The 22825-nt window shown below is 39.9% G+C and carries 17 protein-coding genes and 1 tRNA gene; 10 read left to right on the top strand and 8 right to left on the bottom strand.

Features of this window, described 5'->3' with window-relative positions; translation table 11 throughout:
- Window positions 1-441: 441 nt before the first annotated feature.
- Window positions 442-999, top strand: a complete 558-nt coding sequence (locus tag AC012T_RS17155) for an SRPBCC family protein (protein WP_487059975.1) — start codon at window positions 442-444, stop codon at window positions 997-999.
- Between the two features lie 5 nt (window positions 1000-1004).
- Entirely contained in the window at window positions 1005-1580 is a 576-nt protein-coding gene (locus AC012T_RS17150; protein ID WP_487059974.1) for a DUF924 family protein, read from the top strand.
- 183 nt (window positions 1581-1763) lie between these two features.
- Here AC012T_RS17150 and AC012T_RS17145 read toward each other — a convergent pair whose 3' ends face one another.
- Both AC012T_RS17145 and clpB read right to left on the bottom strand, forming a co-directional pair.
- Window positions 1764-1991 carry a Nif11-like leader peptide family natural product precursor gene (locus AC012T_RS17145; RefSeq protein WP_487059973.1) on the bottom strand — a complete coding sequence of 76 codons (228 nt, stop codon included), beginning with the start codon at window positions 1989-1991 and terminating at the stop codon, window positions 1764-1766.
- Window positions 1992-2226: 235 nt separating this feature from the next.
- Window positions 2227-4845: an ATP-dependent chaperone ClpB gene (clpB, locus tag AC012T_RS17140; protein WP_487059972.1), complete on the bottom strand. Its 2619-nt coding sequence runs from the start codon at window positions 4843-4845 to the stop codon at window positions 2227-2229.
- 588 nt (window positions 4846-5433) lie between these two features.
- On the opposite strand from clpB, the gene gshA reads away from it, so the two are divergent.
- The 4 genes from gshA to AC012T_RS17120 all read left to right on the top strand — a co-directional run bounded on the left by gshA (window position 5434) and on the right by AC012T_RS17120 (window position 10822).
- Window positions 5434-6573: a glutamate--cysteine ligase gene (gshA, locus tag AC012T_RS17135; RefSeq protein ID WP_487059971.1), complete on the top strand. Its 1140-nt coding sequence runs from the start codon at window positions 5434-5436 to the stop codon at window positions 6571-6573.
- Between the two features lie 445 nt (window positions 6574-7018).
- Window positions 7019-7480 carry a tRNA (cytidine(34)-2'-O)-methyltransferase gene (locus tag AC012T_RS17130; RefSeq protein ID WP_487059970.1) on the top strand — a complete coding sequence of 154 codons (462 nt, stop codon included), beginning with the start codon at window positions 7019-7021 and terminating at the stop codon, window positions 7478-7480.
- A gap of 780 nt (window positions 7481-8260) precedes the next feature.
- On the top strand, window positions 8261-10597 hold the full coding sequence (locus tag AC012T_RS17125) for a peptidoglycan DD-metalloendopeptidase family protein (RefSeq protein ID WP_487059969.1): 2337 nt from the start codon (window positions 8261-8263) through the stop codon (window positions 10595-10597).
- A 151-nt stretch (window positions 10598-10748) separates the two neighbouring features.
- A tRNA-Met gene (locus AC012T_RS17120) sits at window positions 10749-10822 on the top strand.
- Window positions 10823-11071: 249 nt separating this feature from the next.
- Here AC012T_RS17120 and AC012T_RS17115 read toward each other — a convergent pair.
- On the bottom strand, window positions 11072-11269 hold the full coding sequence (locus tag AC012T_RS17115; RefSeq protein WP_487059968.1) for a hypothetical protein: 198 nt from the start codon (window positions 11267-11269) through the stop codon (window positions 11072-11074).
- A 354-nt stretch (window positions 11270-11623) separates the two neighbouring features.
- Here AC012T_RS17115 and AC012T_RS17110 point away from each other — a divergent pair, with 354 nt between their 5' ends.
- Window positions 11624-12742: a Gfo/Idh/MocA family protein gene (locus tag AC012T_RS17110; RefSeq protein WP_487059967.1), complete on the top strand. Its 1119-nt coding sequence runs from the start codon at window positions 11624-11626 to the stop codon at window positions 12740-12742.
- A 58-nt stretch (window positions 12743-12800) separates the two neighbouring features.
- On the opposite strand, the gene gatC is transcribed toward AC012T_RS17110, so the two are convergent.
- The 4 genes from gatC to AC012T_RS17090 form a co-directional block, all read right to left on the bottom strand.
- Entirely contained in the window at window positions 12801-13091 is a 291-nt protein-coding gene (gene gatC, locus AC012T_RS17105) for an Asp-tRNA(Asn)/Glu-tRNA(Gln) amidotransferase subunit GatC (protein WP_487059966.1), read from the bottom strand.
- Window positions 13092-13180: 89 nt separating this feature from the next.
- A complete protein-coding gene (locus tag AC012T_RS17100) occupies window positions 13181-13702 on the bottom strand; it encodes a photosystem I assembly protein Ycf3 (protein WP_487059965.1) in 522 nt (173 codons plus the stop codon).
- 301 nt (window positions 13703-14003) lie between these two features.
- A complete protein-coding gene (locus AC012T_RS17095; RefSeq protein WP_487059964.1) occupies window positions 14004-15494 on the bottom strand; it encodes a UDP-N-acetylmuramoyl-L-alanyl-D-glutamate--2,6-diaminopimelate ligase in 1491 nt (496 codons plus the stop codon).
- Between the two features lie 32 nt (window positions 15495-15526).
- Window positions 15527-15814, bottom strand: coding sequence for a glutaredoxin family protein (locus AC012T_RS17090; RefSeq protein WP_487059963.1), 288 nt, complete (start codon window positions 15812-15814; stop codon window positions 15527-15529).
- Window positions 15815-16259: 445 nt separating this feature from the next.
- On the opposite strand from AC012T_RS17090, the gene AC012T_RS17085 reads away from it, so the two are divergent.
- Genes AC012T_RS17085 through AC012T_RS17075 form a run of 3 tightly spaced genes read left to right on the top strand, consistent with a single transcriptional unit; the run spans window position 16260 to window position 20665 of the window.
- Window positions 16260-17285 (top strand): IS630 family transposase, encoded by a 1026-nt coding sequence (locus AC012T_RS17085; protein WP_487059962.1) that lies wholly within the window; start codon window positions 16260-16262, stop codon window positions 17283-17285.
- 23 nt (window positions 17286-17308) lie between these two features.
- A complete protein-coding gene (locus AC012T_RS17080; protein ID WP_487059961.1) occupies window positions 17309-19408 on the top strand; it encodes a RecQ family ATP-dependent DNA helicase in 2100 nt (699 codons plus the stop codon).
- 6 nt (window positions 19409-19414) lie between these two features.
- Window positions 19415-20665, top strand: a complete 1251-nt coding sequence (locus tag AC012T_RS17075; protein WP_487059960.1) for a DNA-processing protein DprA — start codon at window positions 19415-19417, stop codon at window positions 20663-20665.
- Between the two features lie 218 nt (window positions 20666-20883).
- Here the strand turns inward: AC012T_RS17075 and glmS are convergent, their stop codons facing one another.
- Window positions 20884-22779: a glutamine--fructose-6-phosphate transaminase (isomerizing) gene (gene glmS / locus AC012T_RS17070; protein WP_487059959.1), complete on the bottom strand. Its 1896-nt coding sequence runs from the start codon at window positions 22777-22779 to the stop codon at window positions 20884-20886.
- Between the last annotated feature and the right edge of the window lie 46 nt (window positions 22780-22825).

Genomic DNA, 22825 nt, shown 5'->3' with positions numbered 1-22825 from the left:
AAATTTACAGTTATAGCCTTTCCCACTCTAGTTAGATACAAAATTACCCCTCCCCAACCCTCCCCTTGGTAAGGGGAGGGTGCGCGACAGCGCGGGTGGGGTGTATTTCACGAGCTTGGGAATTGCTATATACTCAATAACAAGCATGAAAATGCTTAAATACTAGGATTGCCAGTTGAGACATAAAATCATGTTGGTGTAATTCTAGCTGTTATTCACTCAATTTTTGATCTACACGTCTGCGACTGAAATGAAGCACTAAAGTTTATACCAATGTTAAGTAATATTAAAATATATCTTTTTAGTCAAAAAAACTTAAATGAAATCATTTCCAGAAAGTCTCCAAATTTAATGTAATTAGAATGGAGTGGGTTAAATCTTTTAAACCTGATGATTTTGCCAATTGGTTTAGGCGTTTATTGAGGAGTGACTAAATAAAATATGTCTGCGTTTAATATCTCAGACTCAACTACCAAAGGCTCAAATATGTTATGGAGTCAAGACAAGCAAAAATTGCTGTTACAGGGTGAAATTCTGCTAGAAACGCGATCGCATACTACCTGGGGTGGTGCTGTCACCGCGTGGATGTATTTACCCTTAGTCCGCTCCAATGTATGGCAGCAACTTACTGACTACCCACGTTGGGTACAATATTTTCCTGATATCACTAAAAGCGAAATTACATCTAAAGGCGACGCAAAATTTCTGTATCAAGCAGCACAAAAAGCATTTTTATTTTTTACAGCCCAAGTTGAAATTTACCTGAACGTAGTTGAAGTTATAGGTCAACAAATTCAGTTTAGGATGGAAAAAGGTAGTTTTGAAGACTTTCATGCCAATTTAGACCTAAAAGATTGGGGTAATGGCACATTGATAGTTTATTCAGTCCAAGCAACACCTCATATTCCTATTCCTTCAATTTTTATTCAACAAGCAATGAGTTTGGAATTACCTACAAATATGCGTAAAATGCGACAAGTGCTTTGTAATACTCGATAACAGCAATGTCAAAGGCAAAAGCTATTTTGGAATTTTGGTTTGGTCATCCTCATGAATCAGATTACGGTAAACCTCAACAATTTTGGTTTCACAAACAACCAGAGATTGACGCAGAAATCCGCACCCGGTTTCTTGAAGATTACCAAAAAGCAGCAACGGGATATTTAGACGATTGGATAAATACACCCGAAACCTGTCTAGCTTTGATCTTATTGCTAGATCAATTTTCCCGAAATATGTTTCGTGATACCCCAGAAGCCTTTGCAACTGACTGGGAAGCACTCTCAGCAGCACAACACGCAGTTGCACAAGGTTATGACCGGGAATTATTGCCTGTACAACGATGGTTTATTTACTTACCCTTTGAACACAGTGAAAATTTAGCTCATCAGCGTCAATGTGTAAAGCTATTTCAGCAACTTAGTCACGATTCTGATAGCATTATTGCGATTGAATCTGCTTTTGAGCATATGCAAATAATTTCCCGTTTTGGGCGCTTTCCTCATCGTAACCAAATTTTGGGACGTATATCTACCCCAGAGGAAGAAGAGTTTTTACAGCAGCCTGGTTCATCTTTTTAGTTGGTTTTGCAAATTAATAGGACTTACGCAAGATGTGGCTGAAAACCTTATGATTACGTAGCCGTAATTCATGTAGCTTGCTTCCCGATTCGTTCTGTTTTGCGTAAGTCCTGATTAAGTAAGTGGGTAGGGTGATTGCTGAGTGTAAACCCACTCATTTCCTTAACAAGGCTGCAAGCACTATTACGAATTACGAATTAATTTTACAGGTTCACTTGTAAACAATAATACCTCTAATTCACCTTCAGTAAAGCTGTAGCCAAGATTAGCGGCAAAATTGACAATTTTTGCTTTATCCCAATGACAACTATCAAAAATTCCTCTCTGACAGCAACTGTGATGGTATAACTCATAAAGAGTTGTCTCTGCACTCAACATCTCATAAAAACTTTCAACTTGTTCTAAAGACATATACTCGGATAGTTTATATTTTTCTACTACTCAAAAATACCTTGATTGAGAGTACATTCTAGTTAATTCTTTTGATGATGTAAAAAATTTTAATTTACCAAAAATATCAATAGACATCGACCGAATTTAAATATGCATCATCCAGAATCTTTGTAGAGACGTTCTATATAACGTCTCTACTTTCTATATATCTAATACACCCGACTATTGCAAGTAGCCGGGTTGATGAGTGAAACTAACTGGTGAATATCTCAACAGGTAAACGACTAAATGAAAGGCGTTCGTTCTGCACATCAACAAAAATGGTATCCCCGTCGTTGAATTCACCCCGCAAAATGGCTTTAGCAATTTGGGTTTCTAACTCTCGCTGAATTGCCCGCTTTAATGGTCTTGCTCCAAAAACGGGATCATATCCGACTTCGGCTAAAAAGTCAAGAGCGTAATCGGATAATCGCAGGGACATTTTTCTGTCACTCAATCTTTGTCTGAGCCTATCCACTTGTAACTGGACAATTTGCCGTAATTCCGATTTTTGTAAACTGTGGAAGATGATAAATTCATCAACTCGGTTGAGGAACTCAGGACGGAAGCTACCTCGCATTGCTTCCATAACGCGATGACGCATTTCATCATAACGGGAGTCATCACCAGCCACATCTAGAATGTACTGCGAACCAATGTTACTAGTCATGATGATGATACAATTTTTAAAGTCTACTGTTCGACCTTGGGCATCAGTGACGCGACCATCATCAAGAATTTGCAGGAAAATATTAAATACATCCGGGTGAGCTTTCTCGATTTCGTCGAATAGAATCACGGCATAAGGACGACGACGAATTGCTTCTGTTAATTGTCCTCCTTCTTCGTAACCTACATATCCGGGAGGCGCACCAATTAACCGCGAAACGGTGTGTTTCTCCATATATTCTGACATATCAATCCGCACTAAAGATTCTTCGGTGTCGAACATATATGCAGCAAGGGCTTTGGCTAATTCGGTTTTACCTACACCGGTAGGGCCAAGGAAGATAAAACTGGCAATGGGACGGTTCGGGTCAGAAAGTCCAGCGCGAGAACGTTGAATTGCATCTGCTACGGCTGTGACTGCTTCAGCTTGACCGACGACACGGTGATGAAGTTCATCTTCTAAATGCAGTAATTTTTCTTTTTCCGATTCCACCAATTTGCTGATGGGAATTCCTGTCCATTTAGAAATAATTTCAGCAATATCAGATTCGGTAACTTCTTCCCGTAACAGAGATTTACCAGTTCCTTGGGTATTTGTGAGTTCGTTTTCTGCATCTTCTAATTGGCGATGCAAATTGGTTAAAGTCCCATATTTCAATTCTGCTGCGCGATTGAGGTCATAGTCCCGTTCAGCTTGCTGAATTTCTAGGTTAACTTTTTCAATCTCCTTTTTCACAGATTGAATTTTGTCGATAATGTCTTTTTCCGATTGCCATTGTGTACTCAAAGTTCTTTGTTCTTCTTTGAAATCGGCAATTTCTTTTTCGAGTCTTTCGAGACGTTCTCTAGAAGCAGCATCACTTTCTTTTTTGAGTGATAACCTTTCCATTTCCAACTGTAAAATCTTGCGGTCGATTTCATCAAGTTCTTCGGGTTTGGAAGTAATTTCCATTTTCAGCCTAGCTGCGGCTTCGTCTACTAGGTCAATGGCTTTGTCTGGTAAAAAGCGATCGCTAATATAACGACTTGATAACGTCGCAGCTGCCACCAAGGCACTATCAGAAATCTTGACCCCGTGGTGGTTTTCATACCGTTCTCTCAAACCGCGCAAAATCGAAACAGTATCTTCTACACTTGGTTGATCTACATAAACTTGTTGGAAGCGTCTTTCTAAAGCCGCATCTTTTTCGATATGTTTGCGATATTCATCTAAAGTTGTCGCCCCAATACAACGCAGTTCTCCCCGCGCTAACATTGGTTTTAACAAATTACCTGCATCCATAGCCCCTTGTGTTGCACCTGCACCAACAACGGTATGAATTTCATCAATAAACAAAACTATATTGCCACCAGAATCGGTAACTTCTTTTAACACAGCTTTCAGGCGTTCTTCAAATTCACCCCGGAATTTTGCCCCCGCAATTAAAGCCCCCATATCTAAGCTAATTAATGTCCGATCTTTGAGAGATTGGGGAACATCACCAGCCACTATCCGCTGTGCTAATCCTTCAGCTATAGCTGTTTTACCGACACCAGGTTCACCGATTAATACAGGGTTATTTTTAGTTCGACGGGAGAGAATTTGAATGGTGCGACGAATTTCGTCATCACGTCCAATGACTGGATCTAACTGACCTTTACGAGCAGCATCTGTTAAATCACGCCCGTATTTTTCTAGTGATTGATATTTTCCTTCTGGACTTTGATCTGTCACTTTTTGACTCCCCCGAATTTGTTTAATAATATTTTTTAGTTTGTTTTCATCTAAACCAAATTCTTGGCATAGAGCTTTACCAAAGCGGTCATCTTTGGCGTAACCTAATAATATGTGTTCAACTGAAATATATTCGTCTTTAAATTCTTGACGATATTTTTCTGCCCGATCAAGTAGTGTATCTAAACTGCGTCCTAAATATACAGAACTGCTGCTACCTGATACTTTCGGTTGCCGGACAATAAATTGGTCGGTGCGATCGCGTACTTTTACCAAATTTGCACCTGCTTTAGTAAAAATAGCACTAGCTAATCCATCTTGTTCCAGTAGTGCTTTCATCAAGTGTTCGCTTTCTAGCTGCTGCTGTTGGTATTGCTTGGCAACATCGGGAGTATGAGCGATCGCTTCCCAGGCTTTTTCTGTAAATTGGTTTGGATTAGTGGGTTGCATAGATTTTGATATAAATTACTCCATATCCACAGAGCATTGATTCCTTATATAACTATTGTAAAAACAGGAAAGCTTTCACCTGGATCGGTCTTCACATCTTGATAAGGTAGTATTATCAGGACAGAAGTCAGGAAAAGCAAAAATTTCCACTTTCAAGCTTCTTAGCTTCTATAAGTTTTTTCAATAGGGATTTAACCAAAATATGTATTTTCAGCCTTATTGATAATAATATCCTACCTATTCTCAATAATATTGATATAAATTATCAATAATTTACGGATTTTCGTCTTTTGGGCGATTGATATTGACCTATTGATTTTTTGTGTTATTGTTAGTGTATACTCATGCGAGTAAGTATGAAAATTTTAAAAGCAGCCAAATAAGATAATTAGAGTCGAGAATCTCTACCCAGAGAACGTCTCTGCAAGGGTTTTGAGATCAAGCAAAATTATTTTCATACCTAAAATCTCAGTAATGCCAATTTCTCGAAGCATTAACTTGCTATCTATTCTGCACCATCATCCTTGATGCAGAAATTCGTCTAATTAGATACAATTTATTCAAATTAGGAGAGCCGAGGAGAATAAATTGGTCTTAACGAAAGGCTTTGAGATTGAGATGTATACTGGCACACCTCAAGGTGAAATCGTCGGACTCTCCGACCAAATCATCACAGATCTAGATGGATTTATGCGGGAGCCAGATAGCCGCAACGTGGAATACATAACTAATCCATCTACTAATTATGAAAATCAATTATGTGGTTTGTTGCGTCCTCGACGGACATTGCGTAAATATTTGCAGGGTTTAGGCAATTACACCTTAATTCCAGGAAGTACCTTATCTTTGGGTGGGAGCGATCGCTTTTACCGTTCTGACCCCACCAACTCTTATCATGACTACATTGAGCAAACCTACGGTACAAAAGTAGTCACAGCCAGCGTACACATCAATGTTGGTATCAGTGACCCAGAAATTTTAATGCGTGCCTGTCGAATTATCCGACTCGAAGCACCCCTATTATTAGCCCTCAGCGCCGCCTCACCTTTCCTCAATAGTCAAGCCACAGGCTATCATTCCACCCGTTGGGGACTCTTCCCCCAAACCCCCACACACGTACCTTTATTTGCTAGTCATGCCCATCATATCCAATGGGTAGAAGCACAACTAGCCGCCGGCACCATGCAAAATGTCCGGCATTTGTGGACATCAGTGCGGCCAAATGGCGATCGCCGCCCTTATGATCTAAATCGTCTAGAACTGCGAATTTGTGATTTAGTTACAGACCCCATTTCCTTATTAGCAATTACAGCTTTACTAGAAGCTCGATTGTTACAAATTATTGACAATCCCAGCATTGACCCCTTAACCCAAAGCAATTTATCTCCTGAAGAACTGATCACTTTAACCGCTAAAAATGAAATGGCAGCGGCCACAGCCAGTCTTGATGCCCAATTGCAACATTGGCAAGATGGTAGTAATATTCTCGCCAGAGATTGGATTTCCCAGATATATCAAGACGTTTGGGGCATAGCTAAACAACAAGGCTTCAGTTGTTTCCTCTCCCCCTTACAGAAAATTCTCCGCGAAGGGAACGAAGCCCAACAGTGGTTACAGTTACACAAAGTTGGTTTTGATGCCCAGCGTGTCATTCACCAAGCAATTATCGCCACCCAAGAACGGGAACAGGAACTAGAAAACAAACTCTGTTTGTCTCTATTGACTTAGGGAATAGGAGGCAGGGGGTAGGCTCACAAGGGCAGGTTTTTAATATTAACTGTGAAGGCAGGACTAGGAAGACAAGGAAGATTTTATACGGATAATGGTCTGTTGACGGGCTATTCTTGTTGCTAATAATACAGAGTTTGTCAAGTTTTCCTACCTTGTCAGCCTTGTCCCCCAAGTCTTGCCCTCACGACAATGTAAAAAACCTACACCTGTGAGGTAGGGGTAGGGAGCAGGGAGAAAATTATTTATAATCTCTTCCCAATGACCCATTACCCATTACCCATTACCCATTACCCAAATTCCCAACTTTTTTCGTTTTAAAATTCTAATCTTTGGCAACAGATTAAGACCTATTAACAAAACCTATAGGTTGTCGATATCTGTCCTTCGGTAGATTTTCTAATAGCGATACAGTGTTCTATAGAATTCTTAACATTTCGTGACCATGCCGCAGGTAGTCTTAGTTAACCCACAAATTCCCCCCAATACAGGCAATATTGCTCGTACTTGCGCCGCTACAGGCACAGAACTACATTTAGTCGGACCATTAGGATTTGAAATTAGCGATCGCTACCTCAAAAGAGCAGGGTTAGATTACTGGCCTTATGTCAAGCTGCACAATCATGAATCTTTAGAAGCATTCAAAATCATTCATCAGCAGCGTGGAGGCAGATTGTTAGGCTTTAGCGTCAGAGGTAGCATCAATTATCTAGAGTGTCAATTTCAAGCCGATGATTGGTTGCTATTTGGTAGTGAAACTACTGGTCTATCTCCAACTATTCTCTCCCAGTGTGACTCCATTCTCCACATACCCATGAACGAACCTGGAGTTCGCAGTCTGAATTTATCCGTAAGTGTAGCTATCGGTTTGTTTGAATCTCGCCGCCAGTTAAATTATTTACAATGAATAGCTATTTATTAAGTATAAAAACGAGGCTGTCTCAGATAAATCAGCATTTTTGAACATTTATATAGTGAAAATGCTTAAAAATCAATCAGATTGACAAAAATTTAAAACACCTCTCAACCTTATATAAAAAAGTGTTAGCCAATCTGAGAAAACTGATATAAGAAATTTGTATATAAACTTTGATTCTACGTCAATTGTCAATGATAGATTTTAATGAACTCAAATTCTATTTGGCAGAGGTACAAAATCATCAAAAACCTTAACAGGAGAGCATTTTGACTATTTGTATTTTCAGACACAATCAAATACCTCAAAAGTTGCTGCGAGTTTGTACGGTTGTTTTTTAGGGAATAAACCGCGTAAAGTCTCGTGTTGATAAGACTGATTGGATAAAAAAACCTAGAAAATATCAACAGCAGGAACATCGTTTTTTCAGAAATCACAGCAGAGCAAATGCTAACAGCGATCGTGGATTCAGCAAAGTCATCATTATTTTCGTCTAAATCCCCGCTTAACAGAGCAAAATCGGCACAGATAACTGTCAACAGCGAGCAGTCCTGAACTTTATGAAGAGTGGTAATAGACAAGTCAACACGAAAATTTTAAGGTTTACTAACAAGTATGAACTTGTCTAAATCAGAGAAGCAGGTTAATCTTGCGTAAGTATCTCTGGTGAATGTGATCTTGATATGTCGTTTAATGTGATCTAAATCATTGATTAGTATCCAACTGAAAAATCAAGGTCTATTGAACGCTAGTGATCATAGGAGGTCGTCTTTGAAACGAGCATTGAAAAAGAGAGTGAAGGCTGTGTTGAACAATACCCCCAACAGCGATGGTGTCCCGTTAGTGCAGTTAAATGAGACTAATCACAAACCAAACCGCCGAGCGGGAACCAAGGCCGCAATGATTGGCTTGGCAATCTCAATGGGCGCAACCAGCCTTTTGGTGACTCGACAAAGCGATCAAGCCCAAGCAGCGGCTCCTGTTGGTAGTCAAAAAGCAGCCTCAACAATTCCAGCTGTTTCTGACAATGAGATCAAATTTACAGCCACAAAGCTGGAGTCCCAAGCCGTCTCATCAGCGAGCGTGCCTGAAAATCCTGTCATTCTGGAACCAACAGCAGTTTCGCAAGTGCCTGGGCTTGAAGCTAAATGGCCAGTTACAGCCAACGAAATGGCTATTCAAATTTCTGCACTAGAAACCAATCAAAGTGCAGACTACTTACAACCCCAGATGGGGCAGGGATTAGATAGCAATTCAATTCAATCCAGATTACAAGCAGATAAATATCTGCCTGAAACAGGACAACAATTTACTCGAAATCAGAGCGTTGCCGGGAGCCAAACTACAGATATCACTGTGGCAGCAGCAAACACAGTCAGCAATGACGTTAATGCACAACTGAAAGCGCAGCAAGAATTTGCTCTGAATCGGTTACAAGAAAAATCGAACCGTTTAAGAAATAGTCTGGCGGAGTTGCGGTCTGAGGAGACCCAAAACTTATCACAAGCTGGTATTGAAATAGCACAACCAACCACTGTCGCTGAGAACACATTGGTAGCGCGGTCGGAAAAATTGAGAGATGCCCAACAAACCAGCCTGATATCAAAATTAAAACAGGAGAAACAAACAAGTGAGGCAGAGCAGAAGGTAACAAAACCTGCACTAGCTGCACCCAAAGTTATCGCCCAATCAGCTCTCAAAACCTACGAAGTTAAACCCGGAGATACATTAGCAGAAATTGCTAATAATTACGGTACTTCAGTCTCAGAACTAGTCCAAGCTAATAATCTAGAAGATCCTAATCAACTGCAAATCAGCCAACAACTGATTATTCCTGGTGCTAGAGCAGGGCGTAGCAGTTTCAACCAGGCAACTGTTCCAACAAGTCCTACTTTCGTCCCATCTGGAAGTAATACCACAGTTGCTAACTATCCTGTGAGCAAACCTAATTTAGAGGCGAATCTACCTCAGGTATCACAGCCATTAGTCGTTGGTAAAAAGAGCAGTGTTACTATCCCAGTGGTTCAGGAGAATCAGCTGCGGGTAAATACTCCTGCTATTACCAACAGCATCCCTATAGCTGTTCCGGCATCTGAGGATAATCAGCTTCAGAACCCAGCCACTGAGAGCAAAGTAGCTTCTGATGGTATTGGTGGTGATACTCCACTACCCTATAGTGTTGCTGAAGCGCGAACAGCTAAGAGACAACCTCAAAAGGTGGTTAGGGCCAAAGGTAACGAGCGTCTCCGCAGCTTACAAGCTGAAATTGAGAGACTACGGGAAAAATACCGCGCTCAAGAGTCGGGAATAGTTATTCCTACAGTTGCTGAAGACAGTAATACTGGAATTCCCATTCCGATTGCAAATGCCAATGAATTCAAGCCTTCTAAGGTGAATTCACGACTGAATGCAGTAGCAATTCCAGTACCTCAACCAATTCTGCCCAGCTATAGCGGAAAACCTGCTCAGTCTACATTCCGTGCTACTCGTATCACTAACGAGCCAGTTAACCCAGAATTCCTGCGAAATCAAACAGCTTTTGCTGGCAGTTCTTCTCGGAACTCAGGTGGTATTAGATTGGTAGTTCCTCCCGCAGGTACAACCAATACTGATTCTTTAGGTAAATTGCGAGGAAGTAGAGTATCTCCAGCCTTGCCTCCGTTGGCCGCAGTGGATATATACTTGCCAAGATCTGTTGATAACAATCCTAATTCTTCTGCAACAGGTTATATTTGGCCAGCAAAGGGTGTACTGACATCTGGCTATGGTCAGCGTTGGGGAAGAATGCACAGGGGTATTGATATTGCTAACTCCACTGGCACACCAGTTTACGCCTCTGCTCCTGGTGTTGTTGAAAAAGCAGGCTGGAATAATGGTGGCTATGGCAATTTAGTCGAGATTCGCCATCCTGATGGCAGCAAGACTCGCTATGCTCACAACAGCCGGATTTTAGTACAAGTAGGTCAATCAGTAGAACAAGGGCAAACAATTGCTGCTATGGGTAGCACTGGTTTTAGCACTGGTCCCCACACCCACTTTGAAGTTCATCCAGCAGGTAAGGGTGCAGTGAACCCCATTGCTTTCATGCCTCCAAAGGATCGTTTGTAATTCCTAACTGGTTTTAACTCAAGTATTGCCTTGTTTATTGAGGGGGGTTAACTCCCTCTTTTATTTTTTTATATTCAGGGATATTTTTTAAATTGGGAATTGCCACGGCTAAATTTGTATGCTATCTTAATAGAAGTTGATAAAACAACACGGCTCAGTAGCTCAGTTGGTTAGAGTACGGGACTCATAAGCCTGGGGTCGTCAGTTCAAATCTGACCTGAGCCATTTAATAAAGCTTACTCTATATAAGGGTTTCAGTTCCTAGTCATTGGTAGTTCTAGAGCGCTTAATCTTTGTTTTAACATCCTTTTGACTATTTTTTGACTATGCTCTACAAATCCTAAAATAGTTAGTGGAGATTGGAACTGACTATCTTAGTCATAAAAGAATTTCAACAACTCAATGATGCTAACCAACATAAAATTCAGATTAGGGCAGAAACTCCCCAGGAAGATGCGCTGATTGCTGCGGCTGTTATGCCGAGGGAGGACGTTTATCGAGTGAATTGGAGGGATGGCAGGTGATTTGCTGGGTATTGGTCTTGTCTGCTATTCCTTTGACCGTTCCCGTTGCTATTGCGATCGCTTGACAATCAAGACAGTCGCTACATAGGACTTGCTGTAAAGCCCTACGGGCATAGCTCCGCTTACCGCGTAGTGTGCCGTTAGGCATAAAAGTCTTTCTGTTAGGGCTAGGAGTCAGCACTTCGACAAGCTCAGTGAGCAGTCAGGAAGAAGAAAGAATTAGAAGGAGATCAGAATATTCTCAAATCTGGTTAAAGGAACGGTTTTTGATGCTTTCATCGCTTATTTCTTGCACCCTATCCAACTTTCTCAGCCTAAAACTGGAGAAGCAGTCATTTTGATTCCAAAAACAAAAATTAGATAAATTATTTTTTTGAAGTTGTTTAAATCAATCTCCTAAGTATGATTAAAGTTCTCTCATCGGTATGACGAAATACTTGAAAAACTTCATCACCCTAAAAGAATGATTGTTTGAAATAAGTTCTTCATCAAGAGGTCTAAAATGACAACTACAAACGAAAAGCACAAAATTCGTTACGCCGTTGTAGGTTTAGGTTGGTTTGCTCAGGAAGCAGCTTTACCAGCATTTACTTCTGCTGATAACTCTGAATTAGTTGCTCTAGTTTCTGATGACTCGACAAAACGTGAAAAACTCAGCAAAAAGTATGGCATTCAGCATACTTATTCTTATGACGAGTATGAAGACTGTCTGACAAGCGGTGATATTGATGCTGTTTATATTGCATTACCCAATCACCTACATTGTGATTTTACTGTGCGGGCAGCTAATCAAGCCATTCATGTACTCTGTGAAAAGCCAATGGCTGTAACAGAAAAAGAGTGCGAAGCAATGATTAAAGCTGCCAATGACAATGGTGTAAAATTGATGATTGCTTATCGCTTACATCTCGAACCAGCAAATTTACAAGCGGTAGAAATAGTCCGTTCTCACCAAATTGGTGAACCACGGCTTTTCAACTCTGTATTCTCTCAACAAGTAGAACAGGGCAACATTCGTTTACGAGAGATTACAGAAGGAGGAACAATCTATGACATTGGTATTTACTGCATCAATGCCGCACGCTATCTATTTCAAGATGAACCAACGGAAGTGGTTGCTGTAGCTGCTACCAAAGGAGAACAACGCTTCAGCGAAATAGAAGAAATGACTAGCGTTATCCTGCGTTTTCCTAATGAGCGACTAGCAACATTTACCTGTAGTTTTGGCGCAGCAAAAGTTTCTAACTACCAGGTTGTAGGCACTCAAGGCGATATCCGAGTAGAATCTGCTTATACTTGGCAGGGAGAAATTAAGCACTACCTAACCATTAATGGTCAAACCCAAGAACGCACCTTTGAAAGCCATGATCAACTAGCCGCTGAATTCGCCTATTTCTCAGATTGCATTCTCCAAAATCAAGACCCAGAACCATCTGGAATAGAAGGATTGAATGATGTTTGCATTATTCAAGCACTTTACCAATCTATTGAAACAGGTCAGCCTGTGCAAGTAAAAACTTTTGAGCGTCATGAACGCCCGACATCGGCTCAAACCGTTGAACGTCCTGCTACTGAAGAAAAACCTGAACTAATTCATGCTGCTTCACCTGGCGGTAATTGATGAAATACCTAATTAACTTAGTCATTTTTGATTTTTTGCTACAGAATTTATGGCTGTTTTAATCAGCATTAAGTATTTTTGGTACTCTGAAGAAGTCCCCTTCCTGCTCAGGAGCGCTGCTGAGAATGGCTTCTCTGTCAGGGTAGGGCTGTAGGCGATCCTCTCTGGTCACATTGCTGACATCAATGGCTCTGGTTGTGGGGAGAACATTAGAGACATCAAGCTCACTTAGTTGTTCGATATACTCAAGGATACTGCCCAGTTGGGTGGTAAATTGCGCTTCCTCGTCTGGTGTCAATTCTAAACGAGCGAGATTAGCAACTTTGCGAACTTGTTCACGATCAATCATTGTTAGTGGGAATAGGGAATAAGGAATAGGAAATAGGAAATAGGTAACAGGTAGGATAAAAACTTACCAATTACTTATTACCATTTTCGTTAAAAGAATACGTCAATTTGCGATCGCCCTGTGGTCTTTAACCAGTTTTGAGCTTCAATGTAATTATTAGGAGCCATGCGAACTGCTCTAATCCAATAATCTGCGGCTTGGTCAAATAAAGCCTCTCCAGCGTCGTTATCTCCCTCTTCTTTAGCCTTCTCACCTTGGAAGTGATAAATTACGGCGATGTTATTCAAAGCTTGGGGTAGACGAGGATTTAACTCAATAGCCTGGTGATAATATTCTAAAGCCTTGTTGTGGTCGCCATTACTAGCGTAAATCAGCCCCATATTGTAGAGAATATAACTCTGATCATTGGAGTCTTCTTCTAGTGTGAGAGCTTCTTCATAGTAATCCAGTGCTTCGGCATATTCCCCTTCTGCCTGAGCGGACATTCCATCTCGGTAATAAACAAATGCTTCTTTAGCTTTTCTGTTAGCTGGCAGCAGTTTGAGGATCAGGTCTGCCATGACGGTGAAGGATTTGTCAACAAAGTTATCGTTTTTCTGTGTTCTTGGCATATTGGCCTGCTATATAAAACTTAGACAAAGCTAGACGTTACTTTCTACTTCAACAGGGGCATGGGAGCGGTTGTCCCTCGGTAGACTTACACGCTGTAGCCCAACGCGTTCAGCGACGGCGCAGCCATCTTTGCTAATGCTTAGGATTTTCAAAAAGACTATCACTATCATTGCTTGGTTTTCGCGTCGGCAATAGTCTTAATTCAATACTTGATATCTTATAGATTATATATCAAGCAGTTGATTTTTTTTTACTCCAATATATTGATTGAGCTTTGTCTAAGAAATTGTTAACTTAGGACTAGCTCCTGTCACCTGCTCTTTTTTGTAAAGCTTCCCGTGCTTGTTCTCGGTCATCAAAGTGGATTTTTTCTGTACCGAGAATTTGGTAATCTTCGTGACCTTTACCAGCTAACAATATGCCATCACCGGGTTGAGCTTGTAAAATAGCGGTGTGAATGGCGGTTGCGCGATCGCAAATTACCATTGGTTGCACAGTCTCAGGAATCCCTGCCAACACATCTTGGAGAATCTTTTCTGGGTCTTCAGTGCGAGGATTATCTGAAGTCACCACAGCTACATCAGCTAATTGGGCGGCAATTTTTCCCATTTTAGGACGTTTAGTGCGATCGCGATCGCCCCCACAACCAAACACACAAATCATCTTCCCAGGGATAAACGGCCGTGCAGCTTTGAGCAAATTCTCCAAACTATCGGGAGTGTGGGCATAATCTACAATCACACTCACATCTTGCTGATCACTAATTTGTACCCGTTCCATCCTGCCAGGAACACCAGGAAAATCAGGAATGGCATTTGCTACCAAGTGCAAATCTAACCCCAAATGTAAAACTGCACCCACCGCAGCCAACAGATTTTCTAAATTATATTGACCAACCAAAGGCGAATTAAAAGCAATATCACCCTTTGGTGTATGCAACATTCCACTCACACCATGAGGTTGATAACTTAAACCACTCATCCAAAAATCGGCGTTATTATCACTAACGCTATAACTCCAAACCCGTTCTCGACTCAAACCAGCAATTAATCGTTTTCCATATTCATCATCAGCGTTAATAACTGCCCGTCCTTGGAGATAATCGGGACTAAATAACAGTGCCTTCGCTGCAAAATAATCCTCCATATCTTTGTGATAGTCCAAATGGTCTTGGGTGAGATTGCTAAACACCCCCACCTCAAACGGACAACCCAAAACCCTACCCTGAGCTAAAGCGTGAGAACTCACTTCCATCACCCCAAACTCACAACCAGCATCAACCGCTGTAGCTAACTGTTCCTGTAATTCCACCGCAAAAGGCGTAGTGTGAACAGCAGTTTGTTCAAAACCCGGCCAACGAGTGTAGAGAGTTCCCAGCAAAGCCGTAGGTAAACTAGCTTTGGTGAGAAAATGTTCAATTAAATGAGTAGTTGTAGTTTTACCATTTGTCCCAGTCACACCCACTAACTTGAGTTTCTGCCCTGGATACCCATAAAAAGCCGCAGCAATTTGGGCGCAAGCTCGATTCATATTATCGGCGCTAAACACCAAATCTGTAGATTTAGGCGGATTTTTTGCCATCACTTGGGGAGAAACAACCGCAGCAACAGCACCAGCAGCCAAAGCACTCGGCCAAAAATCCCCACCATCTACCCTTGTACCTGGCATCCCAATAAACAAATCACCTGCACCGCAAGCATGGGAATTAGTCTTGATTCCCTTAACTTCCACATCTGCCAAATTAGGATTTGCCAGACCTTCCACCGTTGCTAATAATTCTTGTAATTTCATTGACTACACCTTGCCACAAGCTTTCCTTGCGCCTATTCTGCATTATTTTTTTCTGAATTGGATATATATTTTTGAAGCATTTGTTCCAATTGCTTGACACTTGCACGGGGAGAGGGACGGGGTAAAGGTTGTGCAACGGCTGCATCATCGAGTACTAGATACATTACAGGTATTTCATACTGATACGCCGCAAACCAATCTTCACGGGTAGTAATATCTCGAATTTCTAACTCTAAACTGAGATTTTGGATTTGTTCTAGCTTTTCTTGTAAGCCTTCACAGAGATGACAACCGGGTTTACTGTAGAGAATTAATCGCATTTGACGATAATAGATTTATAAACAATTCCGTTGTGGATGCTCGTCTTGGTACAGACACCCATATATTACAGCCACTTGATAGCCAGAAATTCTATAGAAATTATGAGTGATGAAGGGGAGTAAAGTGCGATCGCTTGCAAGTAAACAAAAAATCTACCCCAGCAAGGGTTGAGCATTGCTAAACCCAGATATCGCTCGCTTCATGCTTATGGTAAACATAAATAAATATATTTAGGACTTACGCACTATACAAATTTCACATAATATGTGTGGAGGAAATGGCCTAGTTTCAGGTTTTTGGAATTGCCTATTAGTGCTAGTTATCTTTTATGCTACAACAGCATGATAAAAATATACTCAACATATATAGCAATCCGGAATCATTCATGAGAAAATACGGAGAGAGCTTAAAAGTAACGTTTGAAACCAAGGTGCAGGTGTGGTGATGTGGATACAATTATTAGAAGATTTTATCAAAAATAATAAAGAGCCACGTGAAATCAAGCGAGCTACAGCAGTAAAAATGCTGTTATGTGGATACAAGCATGAAGAGATAATGCCAATATTAGGTGTCTCATCTGGCTTCATTAGTACCTATAAAAAAGCATTTTTTAAACTGGGGCTGGAAGGGTTAAAACTAGGGCATAAAGGAAGTAAAGGTTTTCTAGATGAGCTTCAACGTGCCGAGGTAATGGAATGGTTGCAAACCAAAGACAGATGGACTTTAAATGAATTAGAGTACTATATTGCCTCAGAATATGGAGTAACATTCTCCTCAAAACAAAGTTACTACGATTTATTTGATGCTGCCAGTATTAGTTGGAAGAAAACTCAAGCAAATAATCCAAAATATAACCAAGAATTAGTAGATTCAAAAAAAAAAGAGATTTGTGAGTTGTTGGAGACGCGACGGTCTCAAATAGAGACAGGAGACCTAGTTGTGTTCATGGTAGATGAATGTCATTTACTTTGGGGGGATATAATAGGGTATGTTTGGGGGAAAACTAGTGAACGAGTAACAATACCAGTAGTAAATGCTCGTGATAAACAAACATATTTCGGTGCATTGGATTATAAAACCAAAGAATTTCTCACGTATAAAGCTGAAAAAGGTGACTCTAAAAACACAATTAATTTTTTAGAATATCTTCAAAAACAGCGACCTGGAGCCAAACTTTTAATAATTTGGGATGGTGCAAGTTATCATCGTTCACAAGAAATTCAAGATTATCTAGATTCATTAAATCGTGAACTTGAAAAAGAACAATGGTGGATTACCTGCTTGAGATTTGCCCCGAATGCACCACAACAGAATCCTGTAGAAGATATTTGGCTACAAGCAAAACGATTAATTAGAGAGTTTTATTTTTTCTGTCATTCTTTTACTGTAGTCAAGGCGTTATTTGAGTTATCCATTCATTGTCAAATTTTTGACTTTCCAAAACTTTATGAGTATGGTGTTTTCTCATGAATGATTTAGGATTGCTATATAACATGACAACCATACTCAAGGAGAAAGCATTATTACTTCTGCGTCAGGCTTTGGATAACCCAAACGCTGATTTTCGTGATGGACAATGGGAAGCTATTGAAGACTTACTACTGAATAAATCACGGTTACTCGTCGTTCAACGCACAGGTTGGGGAAAAAGTCTAGTTTATTTTTTAGCAACTTGCTTATTAAGAGATCAAGGTGCTGGTTGCACTCTTTTGATTTCCCCTCTTTTAGCATTAATGCGAAACCAAATTACAGCAGCAAAACGTATTGGTGTAAAAGCCGAAACAATTAACTCTAGTAATACAGATAATTGGAAAATTATAGAGACAAAGTTGTTAGTAAATCAAGTAGATATTCTACTAATTTCACCTGAAAGATTAGCTAATGAGGAATTTCGAGAAAACATTCTTTTACCATTATCTCAAAAAATAGGTTTATTTGTAGTTGATGAAGCCCATTGTATTTCTGATTGGGGACATGATTTTCGTCCTGATTATCGCCGCATTGTCAGAATTTTACAAGCATTACCACAAAATATTCCTGTTTTGACCACAACCGCTACAGCTAACAACCGAGTAGTTGATGATATTAAAGCTCAATTAGGCTCAAATCTGCGTGTTTTTAGAGGTGATTTAACTAGAAAAAGTTTGCGTTTACAAAATATTTATCTTCCTAGTCAAGCAGCAAGATTGGCTTGGTTAGCAGAGAATCTGACTAAATTACCAGGAAGTGGTATTATCTACACATTAACTGTTAGAGATGCTCAAAGAGTTGCCGATTGGTTATATACTCAAGGTATTAATGCTAAAGCCTATTATGGTGATTTAGATACTGAAATTCGCATAGGATTAGAAGACGAATTACTGAATAATGAAATTAAAGCCTTAGTCGCAACCACAGCTTTAGGAATGGGCTTTGACAAACCAGATTTAGGCTTTGTAATTCATTACCAAAGACCTAGTTCTGTCGTCCACTATTATCAACAAGTAGGACGAGCAGGTAGAGCAGTAGAAACAGCTTATGGAATTCTATTGAGTGGTGATGAAGATGATGAAATTAATAATTACTTCATTAATACAGCATTTCCTCCAGAAATTCATACACAAAAAGTTTTGAATGAACTAGAAAATGCTGTTGATGGTTTTTCTATTCCTCAATTAGAACAGCAACTAAATCTTTCAAGAGGACAAATTGATAAAGTTTTAAAAATTTTATCTCTGGAATATCCTGCACCTGTAAGTAAACGATCTTCAAAATGGTATCTTAACCCAGTAAATTATCAATACAATACTGAAAAAATTGAAGTTTTAACACAAATTCGCCGAAATGAACAAGCGCGAATGTTAGATTATATGAAAAGTCAACAATGCCTAATGGCTTTTTTAGCAGCAGAATTAGATGATCCAAATCCAGAAGAATGTGGTAAATGTGCAGTGTGTTTGGGTAAGCCTTTGTTGCCAGAAACTTTTGCAGATGAACTTGTAAATCAAGCAATTTTATATTTACGTCGTAGTAGTCAAATTATTGAACCACGTAAACAATGGCCACCACAAGCATTACTCAATTATAAATTTTCAGGAAATATCAAAGCTAATTTAAAAGCAGAAGCAGGAAGAACATTGTCTCTATGGGGTGATGCAGGTTGGGGAGAATTAGTCAAGCGTGGAAAATATCAAGATAATCATTTTGATGATGCACTTGTACAGGCTACTGTTGAGATGATTCAACGTTGGAAACCTCAACCTTTTCCCACTTGGGTAACTTGTGTTCCTTCCTTAAATCGTCCAGAACTTGTACCTAACTTCGCGCAAAGACTAGCTGATAAATTAGGCTTACCATTTAAACCTATGGTTCGCAAAATTCATCCAACTCAGTTACAAAAAAAGATGAGTAACAGTTATCAACAAGCTCATAACTTAGATGGATCTTTTACAATTGATTCTTGGGAAGGAATGAGTGGTAATGTATTCTTAATTGATGATATAGTAGATTCCCGTTGGACTTTTACTGTCATTGCAGCACTTTTGCGTAATGCTAAAAGTGGATTAGTTTATCCTGTAGCATTAGCTCTTAATTCATTAGGTCAATCGGATTAGAAAATTATGTTAAATCATGTCCTAGCACCAGATACTCAAGCAATTTTGCTGTTGTGTGCCAGTTTTGGACAAAATCGCCAAATTGAACCGCTACCTTTGACTCTGGGTGAATATAATTTGTTAACAGATTGGTTGCGGGAAAATCAAATGCGTCCAGCAGATTTATTGGAAACAACAGCAAAAGCGCATTTACAAAAAATAAATAACAATAAACTGAATCCTGATAGGCTTTTAGATTTATTACAACGGGGTGCAATGTTAAGTTTAGCTGTGGAAAAATGGACAAGTCGCGGTTTATGGATATTGGGACGCAGTGACATTAAATATCCCAAACGGTTTAAACAAATATTGAAACATTCAGCACCAGCGATTATTTATGGAGTTGGGAATGCAGAATTATTATCTTTAGGAGGATTAGCAATTGTAGGTTCTCGTGATGTAGATGAGGATATTATTCACTACACACGCAAAGTTGCTCAAACTTGTTCTCAACAAAGCATACAAGTTATTTCTGGTGGTGCAAGAGGGATAGATCAAGAATCAATGTTAGGTATTTTGGATAATGGAGGAACATCTGTTGGTGTATTAGCTGATAGTTTGACTAAGGCAGCAGTAAATAGTAAATATCGGTCTAGTATTCAAGAAGGTAGATTAACTTTAATTTCTAGCTATGATCCTGATGCTGGGTTTAACACAGGTAACGCTATGGGACGAAATAAATACATTTATAGTTTAGCAGATTATGCCTTAGTTATTAATTCTACTTTTGGTAAAGGTGGAACTTGGGCAGGTGCGGTAGAAGCATTATCTAAACTTAAAGAAGTTCCTATATTTGTAAAAATGGAATCTCCAGTCCCAGAAGGAAATCAGCAATTATATAATCAAGGTGCAAAACCGTTTCCTTTAGAATTTGACAATGGTAATTTGCATGAAATATTAACAAAAACTATTGCTGATTTTGAACCTGTAAAAAATAAAGTAATCACAAAACATTCTGAACAAAATGTTAATAATATTCCCCAAGATTTAACCACTATTCCTAAAGATATTTATAATGTTGTTCTACCTGTGATCCTCAACCATTTACAGCAACCCAAGGATGCAAAATCTCTTGCGGACTCTTTGCAAGTGAGAAAAGTACAGATGGATGATTGGTTAACAAGAGCTATAAATGAAGGGAAGGTAATAAAAACAAAAATAGAAAAGCGAGTTGCTTACGTGGTTAATCACGCAGATACTCAACTTTCTTTGTTGTGATAAGGTATCACTTTTAAAATATCCTGCTATACAAAGATTTTGGGATATCGCGCTCTGCACATAAAATTGTGGTTGGATATAGATAAAATTTCAAATAAATAATAAAAACTTGAGTCACGCCGCATATTATAATCTAATTAATCCTAATCACAAAAAATTCTCCTCTGGATGATTGGTAAATACACCCACAGGAGAAATTGTACAACTTTTTTATTCAGTTATTCAACTGTTACCGATTTCGCCAAATTTCTCGGTTGATCTACATCCAAACCCCGCCGTGCTGCAATGTGATAAGCTAACAATTGCAACGGTATAACTGTAAGAATTGGTGAAAGAATTTCCTCAACTTCCGCTACAGGAATTAAATCATTAAATATCTCCCCTGCTTCCCCATCTTTGACAGAACTAACACCAATTAACCGGGAATCACGGGCTTTTGCTTCCTGGGCGTTAGAGATCACTTTTTCATATACACTACCCCGAACTGCGATCGCAACTACAGGAACTTTCGCATCTAACAAAGCAATCGGTCCATGCTTCATTTCCCCCGCCGGATATCCTTCCGCATGAATATAGCTAATTTCTTTTAACTTCAAAGCCCCTTCTAACGCAATGGGGAAATTAATTCCTCTCCCAATAAAGATAAAATCCTTCGTTTCTGCAAAATCATGTACTAATTGCTCAATATAACGTTCTTGAGTTTCTAAAATCGCTTCAATTTCCCCTGGTAGCTGGCGTAAACCTGTGAGAATTTCCTCGAATCTTTCCACACTAATCTCATGGCGGCGATAAGCTATATCTAAAGCCAAAGCATAAAACGCCATCAATTGAGCAATAAAAGTCTTTGTCGCAGCCACACCAATTTCAATTCCCCCATGAGTATTGATGATATTTGCAACCATGTTACCCAAAGTACTTTCTGGACGATTAGTTATGCCTAAAAGTCGCGCTTGATACTTGCTTTCTTTGCCCTGACGACGTTCTTTTTCCATCGCTAAAGCTGCTAGAGTATCAGCAGTTTCCCCAGATTGCGTAACACCAATAGTCAGAGTGTTAGCAGTTAACGGGGATGGTGCATAACGAAACTCAGAAGCGTATTGTATCTGAGTGGGAATTCCTGCCAGTTGTTCTAACAAGTATTTACCGACCAAAGCAGCGTGCCAGCTTGTACCACAGGCAACAACTTGAATTTGTTCTAAGTCTGCGTAAAAATCATCAGCTAAACCCAGTCTCACCGGTGATTGTGCAGTTGAGTTGCTATTCAATTCCGTCGGGAAATAAGCTTCTAGACAATCCCTGACTACCCCCGGTTGCTCATAGATTTCTTTGAGCATAAAATGCTTGAATCCCTGTTTTTCCACCATGATGGGATTCCAGTTGATGGTGCGGGGATGCTTTTTTAAACGATGTCCAGCAAAGTTATAAACCTCAACCCCCAGAGGAGTCAAACGAGCTATTTCACCGTTTTCTAGGGGCAACACAGCGCGGGTATAGGGGACAATTGCCGGGGTGTCAGAAGCACAGAAAAACTCACCTTGACCAAAACCAATGACTAAAGGTGCTTGTTGCCGGACTACAATCAATTCATCGGGGTAGTCAGCAGAAATAGCGGCCACAGCATAAGCCCCTTCCAACTTACTCACTGCTTCCCGCACCGCGTCTAAAAAAACCGAAGCGGAAGACGAATTTTGATCAGAATGCTTTAAACACTCAGCAATTAAATGAGGAATTACTTCTGTATCTGTTTCTGAACGAAATTCATGTCCTAATGCTTTTAATTGTTCCCGTAACTCCCGGTAATTCTCAATAATACCATTCTGCACCACTGCCACCCGCAACGCCGTATCCATGTGAGGATGGGCATTATGTTCTTCTGGTTTACCATGAGTTGCCCAGCGAGTGTGACCAATACCAATTTGGGCAGGATTTTCTATTTGTTCGAGTTTAGAACGTAAATTCAGCAGCTTACCCTTAGCCCGTACACAGTGAACGTCACCTTCCCAAATTGTGGCAATTCCTGCCGAGTCATAACCTCTATATTCTAATTTTTCTAGTCCAGCCAATAAAATATCTGTTGCCGCTTGAGTTCCTATATATCCAACAATTCCACACATTTTTTATACCACTGATTATCAGTTACTCTGGATTTAATTCCCTTCA

This window comes from Anabaena sp. EIM26, assembly GCF_057568715.1.
This window is presented reverse-complemented; position numbering and strand designations above follow the sequence as displayed.

Bases quoted from the DNA above. Each gene is read 5' to 3' on its own strand.
- AC012T_RS17155 (WP_487059975.1), top strand. From the start codon at position 442: ATGTCTGCGTTTAATATCTCAGACTCAACTACCAAAGGCTCAAATATG.
- AC012T_RS17150 (WP_487059974.1), top strand. From the start codon at position 1,005: ATGTCAAAGGCAAAAGCTATTTTGGAATTTTGGTTTGGTCATCCTCAT.
- AC012T_RS17145 (WP_487059973.1), bottom strand. From the start codon at position 1,991: ATGTCTTTAGAACAAGTTGAAAGTTTTTATGAGATGTTGAGTGCAGAG.
- clpB (WP_487059972.1), bottom strand. From the start codon at position 4,845: ATGCAACCCACTAATCCAAACCAATTTACAGAAAAAGCCTGGGAAGCG.
- AC012T_RS17130 (WP_487059970.1), top strand. From the start codon at position 7,019: ATGCCGCAGGTAGTCTTAGTTAACCCACAAATTCCCCCCAATACAGGC.
- AC012T_RS17115 (WP_487059968.1), bottom strand. From the start codon at position 11,269: ATGCCTAACGGCACACTACGCGGTAAGCGGAGCTATGCCCGTAGGGCT.
- AC012T_RS17110 (WP_487059967.1), top strand. From the start codon at position 11,624: ATGACAACTACAAACGAAAAGCACAAAATTCGTTACGCCGTTGTAGGT.
- gatC (WP_487059966.1), bottom strand. From the start codon at position 13,091: ATGATTGATCGTGAACAAGTTCGCAAAGTTGCTAATCTCGCTCGTTTA.
- AC012T_RS17100 (WP_487059965.1), bottom strand. From the start codon at position 13,702: ATGCCAAGAACACAGAAAAACGATAACTTTGTTGACAAATCCTTCACC.
- AC012T_RS17095 (WP_487059964.1), bottom strand. From the start codon at position 15,494: ATGAAATTACAAGAATTATTAGCAACGGTGGAAGGTCTGGCAAATCCT.
- AC012T_RS17090 (WP_487059963.1), bottom strand. From the start codon at position 15,814: ATGCGATTAATTCTCTACAGTAAACCCGGTTGTCATCTCTGTGAAGGC.
- AC012T_RS17085 (WP_487059962.1), top strand. From the start codon at position 16,260: ATGTGGATACAATTATTAGAAGATTTTATCAAAAATAATAAAGAGCCA.
- AC012T_RS17080 (WP_487059961.1), top strand. From the start codon at position 17,309: ATGACAACCATACTCAAGGAGAAAGCATTATTACTTCTGCGTCAGGCT.
- AC012T_RS17075 (WP_487059960.1), top strand. From the start codon at position 19,415: ATGTTAAATCATGTCCTAGCACCAGATACTCAAGCAATTTTGCTGTTG.
- glmS (WP_487059959.1), bottom strand. From the start codon at position 22,779: ATGTGTGGAATTGTTGGATATATAGGAACTCAAGCGGCAACAGATATT.